This is a genomic window from Kitasatospora sp. NPDC052868 (assembly GCF_044547105.1).
GTDB lineage: Bacteria > Actinomycetota > Actinomycetes > Streptomycetales > Streptomycetaceae > Kitasatospora.
In genome coordinates, this window is record NZ_JBITZW010000003.1 from 1 (window position 1) to 21309 (window position 21309).

At 70.3% G+C, this 21309-nt stretch carries 23 protein-coding genes; 9 read left to right on the top strand and 14 right to left on the bottom strand.

Going from position 1 to position 21309, the window contains the following annotated elements; all coding sequences use genetic code 11:
- Positions 1 to 154: 154 nt before the first annotated feature.
- The 13 genes from ACIGZJ_RS06450 to ACIGZJ_RS06510 all read right to left on the bottom strand — a co-directional run bounded on the left by ACIGZJ_RS06450 (position 155) and on the right by ACIGZJ_RS06510 (position 12235).
- Entirely contained in the window at positions 155 to 439 is a 285-nt protein-coding gene (locus ACIGZJ_RS06450) for a hypothetical protein (protein ID WP_396456249.1), read from the bottom strand.
- Between the two features lie 112 nt (positions 440 to 551).
- Complete coding sequence (locus ACIGZJ_RS06455) at positions 552 to 1499, bottom strand: thiopeptide-type bacteriocin biosynthesis protein (protein WP_053684428.1); 948 nt, start codon at positions 1497 to 1499, stop codon at positions 552 to 554.
- An 11-nt stretch (positions 1500 to 1510) separates the two neighbouring features.
- The gene (locus ACIGZJ_RS06460) at positions 1511 to 2656 is read right to left on the bottom strand and encodes a lanthionine synthetase C family protein (RefSeq protein ID WP_053684430.1); all 1146 of its coding nucleotides are present in this window, start codon (positions 2654 to 2656) and stop codon (positions 1511 to 1513) included.
- Positions 2653 to 5685, bottom strand: a complete 3033-nt coding sequence (locus tag ACIGZJ_RS06465; RefSeq protein ID WP_396456250.1) for a lantibiotic dehydratase — start codon at positions 5683 to 5685, stop codon at positions 2653 to 2655. Before ACIGZJ_RS06465 ends, ACIGZJ_RS06460 begins: the two co-directional genes overlap by 4 nt.
- An 80-nt stretch (positions 5686 to 5765) precedes the next feature.
- Entirely contained in the window at positions 5766 to 5957 is a 192-nt protein-coding gene (locus ACIGZJ_RS06470) for an FxLD family lanthipeptide (protein WP_053684432.1), read from the bottom strand.
- Between the two features lie 76 nt (positions 5958 to 6033).
- On the bottom strand, positions 6034 to 7248 hold the full coding sequence (gene fxlM, locus ACIGZJ_RS06475) for a methyltransferase, FxLD system (RefSeq protein WP_053684434.1): 1215 nt from the start codon (positions 7246 to 7248) through the stop codon (positions 6034 to 6036).
- A 212-nt stretch (positions 7249 to 7460) separates the two neighbouring features.
- Entirely contained in the window at positions 7461 to 7664 is a 204-nt protein-coding gene (locus ACIGZJ_RS06480; protein WP_078963554.1) for a DUF5999 family protein, read from the bottom strand.
- Between the two features lie 143 nt (positions 7665 to 7807).
- The gene (locus tag ACIGZJ_RS06485) at positions 7808 to 8200 is read right to left on the bottom strand and encodes a hypothetical protein (protein WP_053684436.1); all 393 of its coding nucleotides are present in this window, start codon (positions 8198 to 8200) and stop codon (positions 7808 to 7810) included.
- Positions 8201 to 8260: 60 nt separating this feature from the next.
- Positions 8261 to 8599: a hypothetical protein gene (locus ACIGZJ_RS06490; RefSeq protein ID WP_396456251.1), complete on the bottom strand. Its 339-nt coding sequence runs from the start codon at positions 8597 to 8599 to the stop codon at positions 8261 to 8263.
- A gap of 248 nt (positions 8600 to 8847) precedes the next feature.
- On the bottom strand, positions 8848 to 9486 hold the full coding sequence (locus ACIGZJ_RS06495; protein WP_234349692.1) for an HAD-IA family hydrolase: 639 nt from the start codon (positions 9484 to 9486) through the stop codon (positions 8848 to 8850).
- A gap of 35 nt (positions 9487 to 9521) precedes the next feature.
- A complete protein-coding gene (locus ACIGZJ_RS06500; protein ID WP_053684440.1) occupies positions 9522 to 10724 on the bottom strand; it encodes a helix-turn-helix transcriptional regulator in 1203 nt (400 codons plus the stop codon).
- A 132-nt stretch (positions 10725 to 10856) separates the two neighbouring features.
- The gene (locus ACIGZJ_RS06505) at positions 10857 to 11381 is read right to left on the bottom strand and encodes a DUF397 domain-containing protein (RefSeq protein WP_053684442.1); all 525 of its coding nucleotides are present in this window, start codon (positions 11379 to 11381) and stop codon (positions 10857 to 10859) included.
- Positions 11378 to 12235, bottom strand: a complete 858-nt coding sequence (locus ACIGZJ_RS06510) for a helix-turn-helix transcriptional regulator (protein ID WP_078963556.1) — start codon at positions 12233 to 12235, stop codon at positions 11378 to 11380. The genes ACIGZJ_RS06505 and ACIGZJ_RS06510 overlap by 4 nt, the downstream gene beginning before the upstream one ends.
- A gap of 435 nt (positions 12236 to 12670) precedes the next feature.
- On the opposite strand from ACIGZJ_RS06510, the gene ACIGZJ_RS06515 reads away from it, so the two are divergent.
- The 9 genes from ACIGZJ_RS06515 to ACIGZJ_RS06555 all read left to right on the top strand — a co-directional run bounded on the left by ACIGZJ_RS06515 (position 12671) and on the right by ACIGZJ_RS06555 (position 20899).
- Positions 12671 to 13891, top strand: a complete 1221-nt coding sequence (locus ACIGZJ_RS06515) for a hypothetical protein (RefSeq protein WP_053684446.1) — start codon at positions 12671 to 12673, stop codon at positions 13889 to 13891.
- 87 nt (positions 13892 to 13978) lie between these two features.
- Positions 13979 to 14890 (top strand): aminotransferase class IV, encoded by a 912-nt coding sequence (locus ACIGZJ_RS06520; protein ID WP_053684447.1) that lies wholly within the window; start codon positions 13979 to 13981, stop codon positions 14888 to 14890.
- Positions 14887 to 15549, top strand: a complete 663-nt coding sequence (locus ACIGZJ_RS06525; RefSeq protein WP_053684450.1) for an HAD family hydrolase — start codon at positions 14887 to 14889, stop codon at positions 15547 to 15549. Before ACIGZJ_RS06520 ends, ACIGZJ_RS06525 begins: the two co-directional genes overlap by 4 nt.
- 31 nt (positions 15550 to 15580) lie before the next feature.
- Entirely contained in the window at positions 15581 to 16765 is a 1185-nt protein-coding gene (locus tag ACIGZJ_RS06530) for a glycosyltransferase family 4 protein (RefSeq protein WP_053684451.1), read from the top strand.
- On the top strand, positions 16758 to 17855 hold the full coding sequence (locus ACIGZJ_RS06535) for a hypothetical protein (protein ID WP_053684453.1): 1098 nt from the start codon (positions 16758 to 16760) through the stop codon (positions 17853 to 17855). The genes ACIGZJ_RS06530 and ACIGZJ_RS06535 overlap by 8 nt, the downstream gene beginning before the upstream one ends.
- Positions 17852 to 18652 carry an inositol monophosphatase family protein gene (locus ACIGZJ_RS06540; RefSeq protein WP_053684455.1) on the top strand — a complete coding sequence of 267 codons (801 nt, stop codon included), beginning with the start codon at positions 17852 to 17854 and terminating at the stop codon, positions 18650 to 18652. Before ACIGZJ_RS06535 ends, ACIGZJ_RS06540 begins: the two co-directional genes overlap by 4 nt.
- Positions 18649 to 19407: a trans-aconitate 2-methyltransferase gene (locus ACIGZJ_RS06545; protein WP_053684457.1), complete on the top strand. Its 759-nt coding sequence runs from the start codon at positions 18649 to 18651 to the stop codon at positions 19405 to 19407. The genes ACIGZJ_RS06540 and ACIGZJ_RS06545 overlap by 4 nt, the downstream gene beginning before the upstream one ends.
- On the top strand, positions 19404 to 20351 hold the full coding sequence (locus ACIGZJ_RS06550) for a phosphotransferase family protein (RefSeq protein ID WP_396456252.1): 948 nt from the start codon (positions 19404 to 19406) through the stop codon (positions 20349 to 20351). Before ACIGZJ_RS06545 ends, ACIGZJ_RS06550 begins: the two co-directional genes overlap by 4 nt.
- Positions 20348 to 20899: an NUDIX domain-containing protein gene (locus ACIGZJ_RS06555; protein ID WP_053684460.1), complete on the top strand. Its 552-nt coding sequence runs from the start codon at positions 20348 to 20350 to the stop codon at positions 20897 to 20899. Before ACIGZJ_RS06550 ends, ACIGZJ_RS06555 begins: the two co-directional genes overlap by 4 nt.
- Positions 20900 to 20990: 91 nt before the next feature.
- Here ACIGZJ_RS06555 and ACIGZJ_RS06560 read toward each other — a convergent pair whose 3' ends face one another.
- Complete coding sequence (locus tag ACIGZJ_RS06560; protein WP_396456253.1) at positions 20991 to 21194, bottom strand: hypothetical protein; 204 nt, start codon at positions 21192 to 21194, stop codon at positions 20991 to 20993.
- Positions 21195 to 21309 lie beyond the last annotated feature (115 nt).

Consider the following 21309-nt stretch of genomic DNA (forward strand, 5'->3'; position numbering starts at 1 on the left):
GAGCGACGCGCCGATCTCCACCAGGGACTACTCGACCTCGCCTGCAGCATCATCTGCCTCCGGCGCCTTCGAAAGTCATTCTGAAACGATCAGTAGGTCGAGACGAAGGCCGCGTTGCCGGGCATCTGTCGCCCTTGGCGTGCGGGCGGTCGTCTCATGTGCTTGCCCCACGCCGGACGTGCTTGCACTGCACGCCTCGCTCGACATCCTGAACTGTGGGCTTCCGAGAGGCTCCGCAGTCGATGCAGGTACTCGGCCACGGCATCGAGCGGGCGCCGGGGTATGGCACGTCCGGCTCGTAGCCGGCGTCACGCATCAGCTCCTCGTACTCGTGCTCCTCATCGGTGATCGGCGCAGGTGCACGCGGCAGCGTCGGTTCCTTCGACTGAGCGTCTATGTAGTTGGGGGTGTGACCCCCGAAGACCAGTCCGAGGCTCACCCATCGCTTCGGCTGCGGAGAATAGTTCACAGCGAATCCCGTTCCGTCCGTTCTGATCAGATGACTGGGGAGGAGAGCGCCATGGGGCCTCGACGGGGGAGCGCCCCGCGGCTCAGCGTCCAAGGACTGCTTCTCGGGCTGCGCGGGACCAGATGGATTGCTGGCGGAGCGTGAAGCCCATCCGGTTCCAGTGGAAGAGGACGTGACGCGCGAGGATTCCGCGCACCCCGAGGCTGAGTTGCCCGGCTGCCGCTGCTTGCTCCAGCGCCCGCCCGCTGGCCTCCAGGCCGCTGATCCACGACTGGACGCGAGCGAGCGTCTCGGATGCAAGGAGGGGTTGAGCGTCCGCAAGGAGGAGCCGGCGCATGGGCCCAACCATTCCGCTGACCTGCTCGGCGGTGACGTCGTCGGCGAGCGGACGCCGTGCTTCGACCAGTCCCCATACGTCGCCCTGCTCACCGAACTCCAGGCCCGCAGCGCGCATCATCATGGTCATGGCCAGAAGGGAAACTGCCTTGGCGTCCAGCCCTTCCTGCTGGTCACCCGCCGTTGCCTGGTAGTTGATCACGCCGACGCTGTCGACGTGGAACAGCTCGTGCGCGAGGACCATCCCGTCCGGGCCGCCGAAGGCGGTGACCTCCGGTTCGTACGGAGCGGGGCTCCACTCTGCGGTCACGTTCCAGGAGACCGAGCTGTCGAGCGCCTCGGCGACGTGGCATACGGCGTCCTCGACGGCGGTATCCGGGGCAGGGAGGTAGCGCAACCGCCAGTGCGGGTGCTTACGGACGAACCACCAGTTCCCCACTGGCCCGGCGTGAAGGGCTGGCAGGAGGTAGGCGCGGAAAACCCGGTGGCCCGTCGGGTAATCGGTGAAGCGGATGTTCGCTTGGTGCCAGCCGGACGGCTCGGCGTCGAGCGCCGCCCGACCGGCGTTCTGGTACCGCTCGACGGCCTCGGACAAGAGCGCGGGTTCCGTGTCGGCGGTCCGGGCGGCGTTCTCGACGGACGCCCCGCCGAGAACGGCCAGGACCGCGTCCTCCAGACGGTCTGTGCGGTGCACGGCTGGCCTCCTCACGTCAGCAAGAGGCAGGCGTCCCACTGCCCCCGGGGGGTCGCGTCGACTTCGGCGTCCTGGAAGGCGAGGGCGGCTCCCGCCTTGCCGACCAGGAGTCCGGTTTCATCGGGGGCAGGAGCCAGCGTGAACCGCCCGATGAGGAAGTTGAACCGGTGGCGGTAGTTGCCCGGGGTGTCGGCGTCTTCCACAACGCGCTGGACCGCCCGCAGGACGCCCCCGAAGCCGTGGCAGAGACCGCGGTCGGCGATCAGGTCGATCTGGTGAGGGTCAGCGAGGCAGTACAACAGGGCGCGCTCCACCATCCGCTTGCGGTCCGCGTCCTGCAGAACGATGGCAGCGAGCTGCTGCGCACGAGCGATTCCGGGTGTTCCGTAGCACCAGCCGGGGGCTGCTGCATGGACGGGAGCGGCACCGAGGTGGCTGACCCATCGGGGCCAGCGAAGGCCGTGAGCGTCGGTCTGTTGGACCTGGTCGAGCCACCGGCAGATGCGCCGGATGGCTGCTTCGTGTCCGTCCACGGTGACGCCCGCGCGCAGAGCCAGGGAGAGGAGTGCGAGCGGACCGGTGATGCCGTGCGCGAGCCCGGCGTTTGCATGGCCGCCAGGTGTGGCGTTCTTGTCGCTGGCGGGAGCGTGGCCGACCCACCAGCCGGGGAGGTGCCCGTGTGTCGCGTCGGCGAGGGGCTCGCTCAGGCGGACCAGGTACTCCAGGATGCCCTTCATCTCAGGGCCGTGGGGTTGTCGCCGCAGCAGGAGGGTCCCGATACCGGTCAGGCCGCGGAACAGGTCGTACTCCGCGAATGAGGGGCGGCGGCCGGCGTTGATCCGGGCGTGTGCGGCGGACAGCCGCTGGCGGGTGTGCTCGGCCACGATGCCGTCGAGGGTGTGTAGGGCGCCCGCGTACCGGTCGGTGCCGTCGGCGGCGAGGTGCAAGACGAAGGCCATCGCGGGGGCGCCGAGGAACAGGTTCGCTTCCGGGCCGTCGGCCAGAGGGCCGATCCCGGCGAGGGTGCGGTGGACGTCTCGCCACTCCCCAGTGCCCCGCCGGGCCCGCTCGATCTGAAGCAAGGCGGTTCCGAGTGAACCGTGGGCGAGGGACTGGCGGGGGAAGGTGTCTGCGGCGGCCGGCAGCGTGGTGGTCATGCCACGGCTCCTTCCGGGCGGTGGGTCCAGGCCAGGGCTGCGGCTCTGGCCATCCGACGACAGGTCGCCTCTGCGGCCTTGTCGATTCCGGCGACGCGGTTGTGGTGCATGTGCAGAAGTGAGGGCAGCACGCTCTCCGGGCTGCTGCCCTCCAGCATCCGGCGGTAGCGGTCCAGGGCTTCACCGCGTGCTTCCCATGCGGCGATCACCGCGTCCCCGCCGTCCAGGGAGGCGAGGCCGTTTCGTCCGGACGGGTCCGAAAGTCGCAGCGCGAGGGCTTGCAGGTCGTGCGGGACGGCCGTCCCGTCGCTGCGCAGAATGTGCTGGAGGAACCAGGTGCAGCCGGCCTTGCGGGAGCCGAGGAAGGTGGTGGCGATGTTCACGAAGGACGCGGCGGTGACAGCGGGCTGGACTCCAGCCGGGACCGTCAAGGCCAGCTGCCTGACGGCTGCCGCTGAGTCGGCGACGAAGTATTCCTCAGCCGCCTCCAGCACCGGGCCGGTGCCGTAGCGGCCGGTCTCGGGGTGATCGGTGTCCCACTGCACCCGCTGGATCAGACCTTCTCGGCGGAGGTCGGCCGCCCAGCGGGCGACGGCATCCGCGGCGGGGCCGAACGCTCCGGGTTCCGGGAGGCGCAGCCGCAGGCGGAGGTGTGCGTCAGGGTCGGCGTAGCGGATGAACCAGGCCGCAGGGGGAGAGTCCCATCCCTCATCCAGGAGGCGGGACAGGTGTGCCGTCAGCACCTCGGGCAGACGAGCCGCGCTGCCGTAGAGCTTCACGTAAGCCCAGTGCGAGGCTCCTGGCACGCGGGCAGAGGCTTCGCCGGAGGAGGAGCGGACGACAGGTGCGGGGGTGGGCTGCTGGTCGGAGGCGAGCGTTACGGCGACCTCGTGAGCGCGTCCGATCCAGCCGTAGGCCCGTTCTTGGGGAGCTTCGCGCAGGACGGCCGTGTCCTGCCGTCGGAGTTCGGCGCGAAGGAGTTCTTGGTGGACCGGCTCGTCAAGGTCAAGGCGTAGTCGCTGGTCGGTGGCACCGAGGAAGACCGTACGCGGCACCCCGTAGACGCAACGCCAGTTGATGAAGCGCTCCAGCCAATCATGTCCGTCACCGAGGTCGCGCAGCCGCAAGCGCCACTGGGCCTCGGAGAGGACGGTGCGGCCCACGCGGACCTCGGGCAGGAAGGGCAGTCGGCCGGCCGCACCCCAGAAGAACGGGATCAGGACGGCGGTGTGCGAGCGGGCCAGCTCGCAGACGAACCGGATCATCGGGTGGGTGCCGCTCGACAGCTCGACGGCGTTCATCACCGTCGGCTCGATGATGCGCCCGGTGGACATCGACAGGAGGTAGAAGCGGTTGGAGTCCGCGATGACGCCGAGGTCATCGAGGTCCAGGGTCGCAGCGGGGTTGTGCTCGCCCACCGCTACCAGCTCGGGCGCGACGACGGGCGAGCGGCTCACGTTGTTGACCGGGACCTTGAGCGGTGGGCCGGAGATCTGCCCGCGGACGGCACCTTCGGTCAGCGTGGGCAGAGCGGCGTGCACGGCGGCCGCCCGGTCGAGGTCCGCGCGTTCGAGCATGGGCAGGAACCGTCCTGTCGTGATGCCGGCCGCGAGGGAGAGCCCGACGGTGGAGAGCGTGAAGCGGCCTTCGTCCAGGGCCTGCCGGGACTCCGCCAGCACGGTGAAGACGAACTCAGCGTGTGCAGGGACCTGAGTCGGCGTGCCGACTGAAAGCGCCTCGACGTCGTCCTCGGTGAGGACGATCTCCCGGCGGGAGGTCAGAGCAGCGTTCTGGGCCATGGCCAGGAGATGCTCGTCGCGCGGGGTCGTTGCCAGGACGGGCCGGGGCAGGACGGTGCCGCGGTAGCTCACGGGGAAGCCCAGGCCGGTATCGGGGTCGGTGAGTTCCCGGACCGGGACGACCGTGCCCATGCTGTATCGCTCCAGAAACCGGGTGAGGTAGTCACGCCAGGCCGGGGAGCCGTTCGGGTAAGGCGTGATGCGGGCGACAACGTCCAGGGCCCGGCTCGCCTCCTCGGCGACCTGATGCGGGAGGACGATGTTGCAGTCCGGTCGCAGGTTCACCGCGAGGTTCGCGTCTCCGACGCTGCTGAGGCGATTCATCGCGGCCACCGCCCTCTTTCGGAGGCCGGGCTGCTCATCGGGGTGAGCACGGTCGTGCAGGTGGAGCATGCGGTGGACGCCTCGCAGTTCCTCCGCTTGCACCTGAATCACGGGGCCCGAGGCCCCGGCGCGCTGGGCCGCGTCCAACTGGGCCACCAGGTGACCGAGGGCGTCGTCAACGGTCATCGGGGCGTGAAGGTTGGTGAGGAGGACCCTGTGGGTTACCAGGCTGCGCACCATGTCCTCGATCACGTACACGGGAGTGTCGGGGTAGTCGGCGTGGAGCTTGGCCACGACTTCGCCGACGGGTGCGGGCGACTGCGCCGACGAGAGCGCCAGTTCTGCGGCCCGGGTGCGGCGAAGGGTGGTTTCGGTCGGCCCCTCCGCCCCGGGCTGGTGGGGAACCGCGATGTGCCGGCCGCGAGCGGTGTAGGTCGGATCGGCGACGACATGGAGGTGTCGCAGCACGTCCATGTCCTGCTCCAGGGAGGTGATCACAGTGTGGAGCCACATCGCGTCGGCCCTGGCGAAGGTGGTGTGGTCCGTGCCCCAGCGCACGGTGCTGGACTCTCCGAAGCGCACGGTGGAGGTGCCGGCGAAGGTGCCGAACGGAGTCGCGCGGAACTGCATCCGCAGGAGGTACCGGTTGAGCGAGAGCGCGGCTCGGCGGATGCGAGAGGTCCGTTCCTCGCCGCGAAGGGTCCTGCGGACGGTGGCGGCCAGCACCGGCGCGGCGAGCTCGACGGCGCCAGCGCGCAGTGCGTCGCTCCAGACCAGCTCGATCCACCGTCGGCAGTTGTCCGCGTCCACGGCGGGATCGGCAACGGCCGAGGGACAGGCAGGCGGCGACGCGGACAGCGCAAACGCCGATGCTCTAATCATGCTCGCGTCAACGACTCGGTACATGGCCGTTCCTCCTTCGCCGGTGTGGTGCCCGGCGTGGGCGGGCCCATAGGAGCGCCCGCCCACGCCTTACGTGTGCTGGGTCAGCCGATGCAGGTGCTGTTCGAGCACGCGGACTGGCAGGTCTGCCCGCAGCCGTCGCCGGTGTCGTTCAGCAGCGAGCCGACCACGGGCAGGGCCGAGACGGTCTCGATGTTCAGATCGAAGTCGGACCCGGGCTCCGCCGTGAACGGCGTCGCGGTCTGCGGCAGGGTCCTGGTGTTCTGCTGTGCCATGGTTCGTCTCCTCGGTGGAGAGGGATCAGTGGACTGTGCGGACGTGCTGGTGGAGCCACCTGGCTGCGACGGAGGGTCACGGCCAGGAGATCGTGACCCGCGTGTGCGGCCGGTCGATGACCCGGCCCGCGGGAAGCTGGTCGTCGGGCGTGCCCGCCGGGAAGACCTCGATGTGCGCGCGGTCGCCGCGGTGGCCGTCGTTCCACGCCTGGATCTCCTCGACCAGGCGCTCCGCGACCTTCTGGCCGTTCGGCCCGTGCCCGATGGCGCCAAGCTCGTAGCGGTCCTCCTGGTCGGTGGGTCGCGAGCGGCGGTAGGCGAAGCTGTCGCCGTCCACGAGCGTCGGCGTTCCCACGGGGGACGCGACGGCCACGACACCGCGCTGCCTGGCCCCGATCTTGGCAGCCATGAGGGGCAGGTTGTCGAGGTTGGTCGTCAGCCAGAGGTCGAGGTGCTCCATCGACTCCTCGCCGCCGACGGTGACGCCGGACCACGCCTCCATCCGAGGTGACCGAAGCGCGGCACGCAGCGCCTCCATGTCGGGCTCGGGGTGCCCGTCGAGACGGAGCGCGACCTCGGCGCCCTCCTCGTCGTGGAGGACAGCGAGACGCATCCGGTTCTCGCCGACGCCGCGCATCGGGACGAAGCCGCACTGCTCGAACCCGTCGCTGACGAGCCGGTCGCCGTCGCGGACGAACGCGACCGAGCGCGTCATGCTGCGCATCCGCAGCGGCACCACGAGCCGGCCGCTCTCCTTGAGCTGCGCGATCCAAGCGGGCGCGATGTCCGCGGACTGCACGGTGACCACGATGCGATCGAAGGGGCCGTGCTCGGGCGCCCCGTGCTCACCGTCGCCGGTGATCACGGTGACGTTCCCGTAGCCCGTGCTCTTGATGAATCGCTCCGCGCGAGCGGTGACATCTGCGTCGATGTCCATGGTGATCACCCGACCGCCATCACCGGTCATCTCAGCGAGGTAGGCGGCGTTGGGGCCACCGGACCCGATCTCCAGCACCGTCATCCCCGGCTTGATGTCGGCCTGCTCGATCTGCATCGCCTGAATCCGAGGCGCCGACACGGAGCTGATGTCCACGCCGTTCTCGTCGGTCTTGGTGATGGTGGCGGTCTCGACCTCGTACGTCTTGGCGGCCTCCACTTCCGGGGTGGCCAGGTGCCGAGGGACGGCACGGAACGCGGCGACGACTCGGGGGGCACGGGCGGCCCCGACCTCGATGAGCCTCTGGACCATGGTGTCGCGCAGCTGCTGTTCCGTGGGGGGGACGTCGTTCATGCTGGTTCTCCTCTTCGGCGAGTTTGCGCCGGGCATGGTCGAGCGGGTTGGTGGACTGGCACGGACCACGAGGACTCATGAGTCAGGGACGAGGCAACCGTCCGCGCCGGGGTGATTAACCGCCCGACGACTCGGCCGGTAACATCCGGGCCGCCGGGCGGTCGTCTATGTGGCGCGCGTCAGGTAGCCCAGTGCCGGGATCTCGGCGTAGGTCATGCGCGGCTTCCTGCCGGAGTCGCAAGCGGCCGGCGCGGCGCGACGACCGTTCCGTCCGGCAGCAGTTCACCGGTGTCATCGAAGATCAACACCTGGTTGCACAGGAGACTCCAGCCCTGCTCAGGGTGGTGTGCGACCAGCAGCGCGGCATCCCTGTCGGGAGCTTCGGCCGTCGGACACGGCGGGGTGTGCCGGCACATGGTGCTGTCCTCTCAGGTGTAGTTCGGAAAGTGGCCGCCTTCGGCTGCCACGAAGCCGTTGGGAGAAACAGGATGGGCATGACCGCTGCTCGGGTTAGCTGTCCGGGCAGCGCAGTTCCCGCCGTCCTGTGGCTACGTGACGATCAAACCGAGACCGGCGCGGGCAGGCCCTGGTCCGCCAGTTTGATCATCCGAGCCACGATCTCGCCCAGGTCCGCGTCCTTCGCGCCGACGACGGCGAGCATCGACTGATCGGGAGCGCCCACCAGAATGAGCGTCTGGCCGTACCGGTCCTCGACCACGCTGTGGCCCCACGGGTATCCGCCAGAGGCGAGGTCGCCGGCGATGCCGACGCTCCTGCCGCTCACGGAGCCCAGCGCCGCCATCAGGGCCGCCCACCTGTCCGCTTCGTCACGGGCGATTCCGGGCGAGGTACCCGTAACGAGGCCCTCGGGGCTGACATGGATGGCCGCCACGGCGCCGGTGGTCTCGGTCACCAGATCGCTGAGGAAAGGCGGCTGCGGGTGGGGCTGCATGTTTGCTCCTTGGCCGGATATCGGAGTGGAAGAAGGAACGGCTGGACGCCGATGCGTCGGTCACAGGCCGGGGTCGCATCCCGACTGCGGGCGCGGGGCGCCCGCGCCCGTTGCGCGCCGTGTCCCCGGGCGGCGACCGTTGGGCAGCTGCTCTGTCAGGGTCCGTCCGTACAGGGAGTGGCCAGGGGTGTCGAGCGCTCCGGCTACCAGGAACCAGCCCAGCTCACTGACGCCCACCGCAAGGCGCTCCCACCCCTCGGTGCTGTCGGCCACCATCGAACGAGTCCACGTCACTACGCCCTGCGCGATGCCCTCGCCGAGGGCATCGCGCAGCGCCAGCCAGCCCGCCCGGTCTTCCAACGGCACCTGCCCCCTGTCGGTGAAGACGGCGGACACCACCCACTCGCGGGACTCGGCAAACTGCCGACAGTGGGTCTCCAGTACGGCGCCCGGGTCTCCACCCGGTGAAGCAATGTAGATCGCAACGGGGACACGGCCCGGCGATCGAGGTACGTCCGAGGGCATGTCACCACTGTCACAGCAGAGTCGCCCTGAGTGAACCTGCGGCCTGTACGACTTCGGAAGATCGCTGGAGGGCGAAGTCGTATGGCCCGTACGACTTCATGCGCTCCAGCCGCCCAGCAACGTCAGCGGCAGACCGCCGTGTTCGGCTCAACCGGATCGAGGTCCAGCAGCCTGGCGACCTTGGAGGCGGTTCCGGGCCCGTCGGCGAACACGGCCGTGATGCCCAGCGCCTCGGCAGGCGCCAGGTTCGGCCGGTGGTCGTCCACGAACACGCACTCGGAGCCGGCCAGCCCCATCCGGTCCAGCGTTCGCTGGTAGATCTCCGGGGAAGGCTTCGCCACGCCTTCAAACCCACTGATGACCCGCACGTCGAACAGGTCCCAGACTCCCGTCATCTCGTACGGGTTGTACGGGGCGAAGCCGTAGGAGTTCGACAGGAGGGCGACGACGATCCCGGCGGAGCGGGCACGCCGCGTCAGCTCCATCATCTCGGCCACAGCCCGCACCTCGCCGTGGGCCCGTCCCATCAGGTTGTCGCTGGAGACGCCCATGAGTGCCGCCGTCCGTCGGTTCCACTCGGCTTGCTCCATGCGGCCCAGCTCCAGCTCGACGTACAGCGCTCGGCCTGCGGGATCGTCTTCCAGCGTGCGCCGCCAGGTGTCGGCCGGCAGGCCCTCGCTGGCGCACCACGCCCGCGAGGACTGCCCGATCGGAGTGGTCATCACGCCCGCGAAGTCGAGTATCAGGCCGCGGTAGGACAACGGGCTCTCCCAGACTGAGGATTCGGATCAGCGCCTCACCGGATGGTCGGCGAGGTCCCTAGGATCTCAGACAGCTTCCGAATCCGGGCGTTCCCGGCGCGACCGGCCCGCTGGATGATCACCCCGGGGATGGCCTGGTGCTTGGCCCACTCCGGATGGGCCGAGCAGACCTCCAGCAGCGTATCCAGAGACGTCTCCCACTGGCGCGCGTCAGCCTGTGCGAGCGCGATGTCCAGTTGCATCCTGCTGTGCGCGGCCTGAGTCAGCCCTGAGGGGTCGAACCGCCGGGAGAGGTCGATCGCCTTGCCGGTGTTCCCGAGGGTGACGTTGATGCCCACGGCTTGGGCCCCGGCGTAGGACGGCCCGAATTGCATCCCGTTCCCGAAGACGTCCCGACCCAGCCGCGCGGCCACCGCGTGTGCCTGCGAGAGCAGGTCCGCCGACCGGTCGGCGTCCCCGAGCCGGGACGCCGCGACGGCCGCGAAGATGATGTTCTTCCCGTACGCGGCCAGCAACCCGGTGCCTTGCTCGGAGAACCTCGGCTCAGCGCGGGCCGCGGCAGCCTCGGCCTCCCGCAACGCCTGCTCGACTCGCGCGTCCCGCAGGAGCACCCGCGCCCGCGCGGACCCCAACATCGACACCCTTACCGGATCGGCCGCCAGCTCTGCGTGCCGGAGAGCATGGCCGACCGAGGCATAGGCCAGATCCCTTGCACCGAGGAAGTTGGCAATCAAGCCCGCCGCGCGGTAGGCGTCCGACAGTAAGCCGCTGGCAACCGCTTCTTGACCGGTCGGTGCGGCCTGGGCGAACAGGGCCACCGAGCGCAGGAACGGGGCAACCAGCGAGCCGGCCTCGGCGTACGCTCCCCGCCAGTAGACCCGCCACATCCGGTCGGCGGCCTCGGCGAGATCCGCCTGTCCGGGGGCCGCCCCCTCTGCGGGGTCGGCCAGCACCCCCGCCGCCGTGTCGTGGACCGTCCGTGAAAGCTCCCGGAGCATGGAGCGATCGTCGCGCCCCATCCCACGCCGCGGCGCCTGCTGTCCGAGAATCACCGACACGTCGGAGTGCAGGGCCTCTGCGAGGCGAAGCAAGGTCGGCAATGACACGTTCTTGTCCTGCTCGGCCTTCTGGATCGTGTGCTTCGACAGTCCGGACCGTTCGGCCAGGTCAGCCTGGGTTTCCTTTCCCCTGAGCATCTTGATTCGCTCGCCCGTGGTGAAGTCTTGCCACTGACTCACTGGTCCCCCTCCGCTGCTACGTTCCTGGACGATCCACATGATCACTCTGCGGATGGTTGCCTAGGAGGGAACTCCCAGTGCAGCAGAGCGATTTGAGACAACTACCGAACGCGCTGATGAGACCAGTTGGTCTCACTCCCTGCCGTTGCCGCCACGTTGGCGGCGGAAGAATCCCGCCCTGATGCCCGCGAAGAAGTCGGTGATCTCCGATTGCGCGAAGATCAAGAATTGGTCATCCCTGCTGCGGGGATTACGAAATGCCGTCACTCCATGGGGCAGGAAGGCCACGCCGATGCTGTCCGGGCCGGCGAATCGCCAGTCGGAGTAGCCGAGGTGACTCGTCAGCCAGTCGCTGGGGAGGGCGTTCTTCCCGATCGCGGTGACCGGATCTACGTCAAGGTGGGCGGGCCTGTCGAAGAGGTTCGTGGTGACCGCCTCCGTGAACTGCCCGAACCCTGCATCGGACATGATCAAGGGCGGTCGGCCAGGGTTGACCGAGTCCCGCATAGCGGTGATATCGCGTGGCAGTAGGGCGACTTCGGCGCAGTTCGACCCGCCCGTGCTGGCGGACCGCCACTCAGCCTGGGTGAGCTGTCGGGCGAGCCATTCGGGTTCGGCGTCGATCTGCCGGACGTTGCCGCCGACGTGCAGGGTCATGCGTATTCCTCAGCGAGTTGATCTAGGAAGGTCAGGGAGTCCTCGGCGGAGAGGGCATCGTCAACCATGTGCTCGCTCACGCGCTTGTACTCGGCGACGACATCGGCCTCGTGGATCTGGAGAGCTGCCCGCCTGCCCTCGATGGTGATGCTGGTGCGGCCCGTCGGGAACGTCATCAGCATGAACGGCCCGTCTATCCCCGCGTGCGCGCCAGCTGCGAACGGGATCACCAGGATCGTGATGCCGGGAACGTTCCTCGCCAGGTAGGCGAGGTGCGCGGCCTGCCGGTGCACGCCGGCCCGCCCGCCGATCTCCTGCCGGAGCTGGCCTTCGGTGAGGACGGAGGTGATCGCGGGCGGGGGCTGCCGGGAGAGGACCCGTTCGCGCAGCTCGGCGCGCACGTTGACGAACTTCTCGACGTCGTCCGCGGTGCTCCACGCAAGGTCCGCCTCGATGATCGCCCGTTCGGTGAGCGGGTGTTGGAGCAGGCCGTGGGGTGCGGTCGGGGACCAGAGGAAGGCGGCTCGGGCGAGTTCGATGTCGGTGGCGTAGCTGCCGAAGGGGTCGTCGGCGTCGCCGGGGAAGCGTTCGTGCCAGTCGTCGCTGTTTGCGCTCACGACCAGTTCCCGCCAGAACTCCTGTGCGGCTGTCTCGGTGACTCCGAGGACCGCGAGGAAGTGGGGGAGCTGCTGGAGGGTGATCTTCTGGTGGCCCGACTCGATCTTGTGGGCCGTGCTTGCCGAGCCGTACCCGAGCTGCTTGGCCAGCGTCTCCAGGGACCACCCGAGCTCGACGCGGCGATGGCGCACCTCGGCGCCCAGCCTCCGGCGTCGAGGGTTGGGCTCTCCAGGCATCGTCACCTCCCAAGCGGTCGGATTGATCGTAGTGGCTTGGCCGGGCCGCGCCCATACAACTTGGCGTACAGGAAAACTTTTCCAATCGAGAACCCTTGCCAGTGCCCGGCCTGCCGGTCATCATCTTGCGTGCGGTCAGTGTCCGTTGGGACACGGAACGCAATGGCCGGTAGTGCGCCTCCTCTTCGGCATGCCCTCGGCCTGGCTGCTGAGTTTCGGTAACTCGCCTGCGCTTTGGGCTGGTTGGCCGCGATGATCCAGCGCCGGGCGTCCTCCTCACCTCTCCGCCGAGGCGCACCGCCAGCTCGTGAGTCCCGTGATCTTGCTGCACTTCCCTGCCGCGCGGCGCTGTGCGCCTGTCGCAGATGCAGGGACTCGATCACGGAACCGGCTGGGCGCCCTCGCGGCGCGGACATCGACAGCAGGGAGAGCACCATGCACTTCCCGTACGAGGCACAGGAACTCTCGCCGACCCTGGCGACGCGGTGGGAGCGGTACGTCAGCCGGCGCGACCGGCCCCGCGACCTGGAAGAGGGCCTGTGGCGGCGCACTCAGGACCCCCGCAACGCGGCGGAATCGGGCTGGACCGGCCCGGAGGATGGCCGCCGCCGCATCCTGCACTACCGCTACCGCTACGACACCAAGCGGACCGGCGGCGGGACGGTGCTCACCGTCCCCGAGCTGTACGTCTTCCACAGCGCCTCGTACCCGGAGGCGGAGCTGGCGCACCACTTCGACCGGGTGCGCAAGGCGCTCGCGGACGGCGGCTGGCAGCCGGGGGAACAGGGCCGGTGGCGGCGCGGGGACCTGGAGTGCACGGTGGTGCCCAACCGCGTGCACCCGCAGGACGAGCTCGCCGGGCGCACCCTCCCGGCCGGGTACGAGAGCCTGGACGTGACGATCACGTCCGCTGGGCACATGCCCGCCCTCCACGACCAGAACATGCCGTGGAAGGTGATGGCGGCCGGCATGCGGATCAAGGAGGAGCGGGGCAACCCGACGCTGATCCCGGACCTGTCCAAGCTGGCGGACTTCCTGCCGTTCCAGGTCGAGGTGGGGTGCGGCATGTCGGTGGAGGCCGGGGTGCCGCCGTTGCACCGGTTGCACGAGGTCTACCGGGTGACGGACATGAGCGACCACCGGTTCGTGCTGTCGCCCGGGGAGGACACGTTCCTTCCCGAGATCCTCGGTGCGCCGGAGTCGAAGATGCCGGAGCTGACGGAGATGACCCGGGCGTGCCTCCAGGCGGAGCCGACCATCGGGCACCGGACCCTGCGCGGGCTGGCGGACGCCGGGCACCTCGTGGGGCCCGTGATCACCAACAACTTCGACGGTCTGATGGCCAGGGCCGGGTTGGACGAGCACTATGTCCGCCGTTACCACGAGCAGATCCCGGACGTCCCCTTCCTCCCGGGGGCGAAGTCGCTGCTGGTGATCGGCAGCCACGCCGACCGCCGCCGGGTGCAGGCCCGCGCCCGCGAGCGCGGCATGAAGGTGTTCTTCCTGGACCGCGAGGGCTTCGAGGAGGGGTCGGTGTTCCGCCCGTACCTGGTCGAGGGCGCGCGGGACGAGGACTTCATGTGCCGCCGCGAGGCGACCCCCGCGCTGCTCGAACTCGCCGCCCACCTGGACGTCAAGGTGCCGGCCGCAGCCTGACGCCCCCCTCCCCGCGCGGTGCCGGACGGCCGACCCGGCCGGTCGGCCGCCCGGCACCGTCCCCCCGATCCGGAAGAGAGAAGGACGATGAGCAACGTCCCCGAGCTGATCTGGCACAACGGGAAGGTGGGGCCGTGGGCGGAAGCCACGGTCCACGTCAGCGCCGAGACCGCGATGCGGGCGGTGAACGTCTTCGAGGGCCTGCGCGGCTACCGGCAGCCGGACGGCCGCCTCGCCGTCGTGCGGCTGGACGCGCACCTGGAGCGGCTGGAGACCTCCGCCGCCCTGATGCACATCCCCCACCCCGGCCTCGCCGCCGAACTGCGCGACGGCATCAAGCAGTTGCTGGCCGCGCTCGACCCGCAGGGCGAGGTGTACGTGCGTCCGTCGGTGTACGTGGACACCGGCCGGTACACCGCGGACCGCACCGAGATGACCACCGGCACCATCGTCACGTGCTTCCCGGCGCCGCCCCGTCCGGTGGAGCCGATGCGGTGCATCGTCAGCACCCGGCGGCGGATCGCGGACGACGCGCTGCCCACCGCCGCGAAGACCGGGGCCGCGTACTCCGGGTTCCGCCTGGCCCGTCTGGAGGCGCTGGAGCAGGGGGCGGACGAGGCGATCCTGCTGAACCAGCACGGCAACGTCGCCGAGACCGGGGGTGCCGCCGTGTTCGCCGTGCGGCACGGCCGGATCACCACCCCACCGCTCGCGGACGGCATCCTGCCCAGCATCACTCGTGCCACCGTGCTGGCCCTCGCGGAGCGGCTCGGCATCCCGGCCGCCGAGCAGTCCCTGACCCCCGGCGACCTGCACGGCGCCGACGAGGTCTTCGTCACCGGCACGCTGGACGAGGTCCGCATCGTCGGCCAGATCGACGGTCACCGCCCCCGCCACGGTGACCATCCGATCGGCAGCGCGCTACGCGCGGAGTATCTGGCGATGTGCGCCGGTACCCGGCCCGCCCTCGACGCCTCCTTCCTGGAGGTGCTCGCGTGAAGGCTGTGCTGTTCGACATCGGGATGACCTTCATCCACCCCAGCGGACAGGTGATGAGCGAGGAACTCGCCGCAGTCGGCGCCCCCGGCGTCGGCGCGAAGACCGCCGAAGCCGCGCTGGCCACCGCCGCCGAGGCCCACCACCTCGACTTCCCGCAGGGCTTGAGCCGGCCGGAGAAGGTCGGCGCGGTGTGGGGGCAGCTGCTGGGCGTCGGAGCGGAGACCGGCCGCCGCGCCTGGCGGCGCTGCACCGACCGCACCGACCTGTACCGCGACCTCGACCCGGACGCGGTCCCGGTGCTGCGCGAGATCTGCGGGCGCGGCCTGGCGGTGGCGGCCGTCTCCAACTCGGACGGCACCCTCACGGAGGAACTCGCCCGCTTCGGCCTGCTCGACTTCTTCACCGTGGTCGTGGACTCCACCATCACCGGAGTCGAGAAGCCGGAGCCCGGGATCTTCGCCTCCGCCCTCGGCCAGCTCGGCTGCGCGCCCGCGGATGCGCTGTTCGTCGGGGACGGCCTGATCAACGACATCTTCGGCGCGCTGCGGGCCGGCATCACCTCCACCGTCCTCTACGACCGCCACCAGGTGTACCGCGAACTGCCCGTTCCGGTGATCACCGCCCTGCCCCAGCTCCTGGACCACCTGCCCGCCGCCTGACCAACTCCCCGCCCGGAGAAGGAGGTACCGCATGCACGTCGGCCTGGTCAGCACCACCTACCGCCCGCGCCACGGCGGCATGGAGACCCACGTCACCAGCCTCGCCGAACACCTCGCCGCAGCCGGCCACGAGGTCACCGTCCTCACCAACCGCGACTCGACGGACCAGCCCGCCGTCAGGTGGGAGAACGGGGTGCGGGTCCTGCGGGGCGGCGCGCTGCTCCAGCCGCCGGACCCCAACGCCGTGCCGTGGGAGCGGGGCCTGTTCGCCGCCCTGGACGACTTCGCCCCACTCTGGGACGCGCAGGTCGACGTGATCCACACCCACACCCAGGCCGCGCTGCTGCTGACGCACATGTCCGGCCTCGCCGAGACCGTGCCCGTCGTCGCCTCCTTCCACGAGACCCGGCCCGAGACGGAGCCCGGCGGCCTGCCCCGCTCCCGCTTCGTCGCCAGCCGGTGCACGCCCACGCTGGTGCTCGCCGGCAGCCGAGCCTTCGCCCGGCAGGCCGAAGGCTTCGGGTACCCGGCCGAGCGCATCCGCACCGTCCACCTCGGCGTGCGCCACCGGCCGCGCGTCCACGACCGCCGGGTGGCCCGCCACTTCCTCGCGCAGGCCGCGGGCGTGCCCACTGACAGCCTGCTGATCGCCCTTACCGGCCGCTACACCCCCCGCAAGGCTCAGCACCGGCTGCTGGACGCCTTCGAGCTGATGGCCACCCGAGCCGACTGCCGGGTGGTCCTGTTCGGCTCCACCAACGGCTCCGATGCCGCCTACCTCCACCAGGTGACCGAACGCGCCGCCCGGCACGGCGACCGGGTCACGCTCCTGTCAGACCAGAGCGACGAGGTACGCGACCTGCTCGCCGAGGCCGCCGACCTGGTCACCCAGCCCAGCACCGCCGAAGGGCTGGGGCTGGCCGTCATCGAGTTCATGCAGCACGGCGCCCCGGCCGTCGTCAGCGACATCGACGGCCTCAACGAGGTGGTCACCGCTGACAGTGGTCGGCTCGTCGATACCGCCGACCCCGCCGCCTACGCCGCCGCGCTGGACGAGCTCGCCGCCCTCCCCACCCTGCGGGCCCACGCCAGCCGGGCCGCCGCCGACCGCGCCACCCGTAACTTCGGCATGACCCGCTGCGTCGCCAACACCACCGCCGCCTACAGCGAGGCAATCAACGCCGCCCGCCCCGTCGTCGGAGCGGCCCGTGTCTGAGCAGCTGCCCACCCTCGGAGTCTGGGGCCCCGCCCCGCGCGACAAGAGCGGCGTCGCCGGGTACATCACCCAGTCCCTGCCCCACCTCGCCCCGCACTTCACCACCCGCCGGATCGCCGGTTCCGGCATCGACCCGGCCGCCTTTGACCACGTCCTCTACCACTTGGGCAACAACACCCTCCACCACGGCGCGTTCCGGGCGCTGGCAGCCCGGCCCGGCACGGTCCTGCTCCACGAGTACAACAACCTGGACTACTACTACGAGGCGTGGGACCAGCTGCCCGCCGACGAGCAGCAGGCCGTCCTGGACCGGGTGTCCACCGCGGTCGGCGCCCGCCTGGACACCCGGGCGGCGATGGAGCGGTACTTCGCCGACCACCCGCACGTCGACCGCTACAGCCTCAACGCCCGCGTCGAAGACCTGGCGATCAAGGCGGCCACCCGCGTCCTGGTCCACTCCCCGCTGCTGGCCGAGCACCTCGCCGACCGCCACCCCGCCGCCGACATCCGCCACCTGCCCTTCCCCGTCCACCCGCTCACCCCCGTGGCCGGCACGCGGGCCCGGCACGGCATCCCCGAGCAGGCGTTCGTCTTCGCCACCTTCGGCTTCCTCGGCGCCTACAAGCGAATCCCCGTCCTCCTCGACGCCTGGCGTACCTGGACTGACCGCCCCGCCGACGCCCTGCTCCTGCTCGCCGGTGAGGCCCGCGACGGCCTCACCGTCCCGGCCGACCCCACCGTCCGTTACACCGGATACCTCAGCGACGCCGAGTTCGACGCCCTGCTGCTCGCAGCGGACTGCGGCATCCAGCTGCGCGGCCCCTGGCTGGGCGAGACCTCCGGACCGGCCAGCGCGCTGATCGCCCACCGGCGCCCGACCATCCTCAGCGACATCCCCGGCATGCACCCCCGCCAGCCCGAGGAGATCCACCTGACCGTCGGCGAAGGTGAGCACGAGCGCGCCGACCTGATCGCCGCGATGCGCACCCAGTACCACCGGCCGCGCACCCCGGCCGCCTACGACCCCGCGTTCTCTTGGCCCGCGTGGGGCGAGCGCATCGCCGCCGCGCTGACGGGAAGCCCGCGGTGACGCTGCTGGGCGGGTCCGCGTACTGGTCGCGCAGCCTGGTCGCGGCCGTGGACCAGGCCGCCGCCCGGCTCCTGAGCACTTGGCCGGGCGGCGGCATGGCCGGTCCCGAGGACATCCGCCGCAAGGCGGACGGCACGCTCGTCTCCGCTGCCGACACCGACGCCGAACAGCTCCTCGTCAAGGCGATCACCCACCTCGACCCCACCGGAGTGATCCTCACCGAGGAAGACCCCAACACCCACCACCACCGCGCCACCGGCCGCGCGCTGACCTGGTACATCGACCCCCTCGACGGCACCCGCCAGTACCTCGACGGCTCCACCGACTTCGCCGTGCTCGTGTCGGCGTGGCGCGGCAGCACGCCGGAGTTCTCCATCGCCTCCTTCCCCGCCGCGGGCGTCCTCGCCGTCGCCGACCGCGACCAGGCGACGTTCCGGCCCATCGCCCAGCCGGCCGACCACCGCCCCGTCCACGCCTGCTACTTCGAGCCGCCCGGGCTCCGCGAGCGGCTGCCCGCCGGGAACCCGCTGCTGGTCGACGCCTTCGAGTCCACCCGGGCGCTGACCGAAGTGGCCCGGGGCACCGCCGCCGGAGCCGTCGCCGAGATGTGCGGCCACCGAGCCTGGGACATCGCCGCCCTGTGCCACCTGCTCACCGCCACCGGCCGCCACATCACCGACGAGCACGGCCACCCGGTCCGCCTCGACGGCCCCGACGTCACTGCCCGCTACCTCGTCGTCGCCGACACCCGCGACCTCCATACCCTCCTGCTGAACACCCTGGAGCCCACGCCGTGAACGACACCGCCCTCGTGACCGCCCCCGACAACTGGGCCGACCGCTTCTTCGACCCCGGCTTCGAGGAGACCTTCCGCGCCCTCGGCAAGTACGACAGCACCCAGGCCGACCTCGACGCCCTGTGCGCCAAGGAGTTCATGGCCCCCGGCACCCGGGTCCTCGACGTCCCCTGCGGCTTCGGCCGACACACCGGCCCCCTCACCGCCCGCGGACTCCACGTCACCGGCATCGACGCCTCACCCCACCAGATCGCCCGCGCCCGCGCCCTTCACCCCGGCGCCGACTTCCACCAGGCCGACATGCGCAACCCGCCGCCCGGGGAGTTCGACGTCGTCCTCAACCTGTGGACCAGCTTCGGCTACCTCGACACCGAAGCCGACGACCTCGCCGCCCTCACCTCCTGGGCCACCGCCCTCAAGCCCGGCGGCCACCTCGTCATGGAACTGACCACCCGCGAGCGCGCCGAACACGAGAACCGGCACGGCACGGAACCCATCAGCACCAAAACCGTTACGCAGGGCGGAGTCACCGAGAGCGCCTGGTACGACTGGGAGGCCAAGTACGCCCACGTCACCTACACCCGGCCCGGCTGGTCCGCGACCTGCCGCACCCGCATGTACTCCCGACCCGAACTCGAAGACGTCCTGCACCAGGCCGGATTCGCCGTCGTCTCCTTCGCTGGGGACTTCACCGGCGGCCCCGTCCGGGCCGAGAACCGCACCGTCGTCACCGCCATCACCCGGAGCACGCCGTGATCACCCGCCGAGACGCCAGCAGCATCACCGCCGACGCCGAGAACGCCCTCCTCGAAGCCCGCGGACTCACCCCCGCCGACCTGATCGCCGCCGGCACCGAGGCCCGCGTCTACGCCCTCGGCCACGACCAGGTCCTCAAGGTCTACGCCGACCCCGACCAGCTCGGTGCGCTGGAGACCATCGCCGACCTCTACCGGCGCTTCGCCCGCAACACCGTCCCCTACGCCCTGCCCGAGATCCAGAGCATCGAGCAGCACGGCCCCCTGCTGGCCGTCACCGAGACCCGCCTGTCCGGCACCCCGATGGGCGACGCCCTCGACCTCACCGACCCGGCGACCGAACACATGTACCTCGGCGCAGTCCGCGACTTCACCGGCCTGCGCCTGACCACCCCGCTCGACCGGCGTATGCTCCTCGACCCCGACCCGGCCCACCAGGGCGAGGACTGGCACGCCTTCCTGCGCCGCCTCCTCGCGCAGAAGCTCCCCAAGGTGCTGCCCCACCTTCGCCTCGACGTCCCGGCCGTCGACAGCGTCACCGACCGGCTCACCGCGCGCCTCGCCCGCCCCTACACCGGACCCGAAGGCGTCATCCACGGCGACCTCTACCCGGACAACATCCTCGTCGCCGATGGCAAGGTCTCCGGCGTCATCGACTTCGGTACCTTCACCCTGCTCGGAGACCCGCTCTACGACCTCGCCGGGGCCTGCGCCTACTACCGGATGTACGACCCGGACCGCGTCGAGGTCCGAAACCGCCTGCTGGCCGCCGCCGCCGAGGACCTCCCCGCCGACCGGCGCGACGACCTTGCCGACTATCTGCACACGATCGCCCTGCTCAGCTGCGACCTCTACCCCGAGCAGGACAAGGACATCCGCGACACCGGCCACTACCAGTGGGCCGCCGACGTCCTCAACACCCCCACCGACTGGAGTGGCCGGTGACCAGCTTCCTGCCTGAACCCGATCCGGAGGCCGGCAGCTGGCTCCCGCCGGAAGAGTTCATCGCTACCCTTCCCCGCGCGACCGCGTATGCCTCCCTCTACATCACCGACCAGCACGGCCAGCCGGTGCTGCTCAACTCCTCGGTCTACAAGCCGGACAGGGGCCAGATCTGGCAGTTCCCCGGTGGCCAGATGGACCCCGACGAGACCCCGCGCCAGACTGCGGTCCGCGAGACCCAGCAGGAGACCGCCCTCACACTGGAGTGTGGCCGGCTGCTGGCCGTCCACTTCCTCCCGCCCGAACCGACCTGGCCTGCCGCGAAGTTCGGCCTGATCTTCGACGGCGGCACGCTCAGCCCCGAACATCTCACGGCGATCCACCTGGACCCCGCCGAGCACAGCGAGTGGGACGCCCGACCCGTCGAGGACTGGAAGGACGTCCTCAACCCCCGGAGCATGGAACGCCTGCGCCAGGTTGCTGCGGCGCGGGACTCCGGACTCACGGCCTACATCGAGCACGGCAGAAGCGACTTCGTCGACTACATCTGATGTGACGCCCAGATCGTGACGAGGCGAGGGTGGAGCAGAACAGCCCGGCGGGCAGCACGTAGACACGTGCTGCCCGCCGGGCTGACTGCACCTAGACGCGCTTGTCAGGGTCTTCGGCCGTGAGCACGCCAGCCACGGTGAGGTGGAACTGGGCGTCGCCTTTCCCGGTCTCGACACAGAGGTCGGTGCCGTCCAGCTCGTCCTGGAGCGCATGCAGCAACTCGGTGACCGGGGCCGGGGCGCCTTCCTGCCGTTCGAGTTCCACAACGAGTGTGAATGCCGTCTTCCTGGGCAAAGGAATCTCCTCGCTGAGCAGCGATAGAAGGGATGTGCACGAGCCTGCCGTGCGTAAATGCGCTGGTCAAACGGTTCGCGACAACCTTGAGAAGCCTGCGAGACCCTTTCTGGGG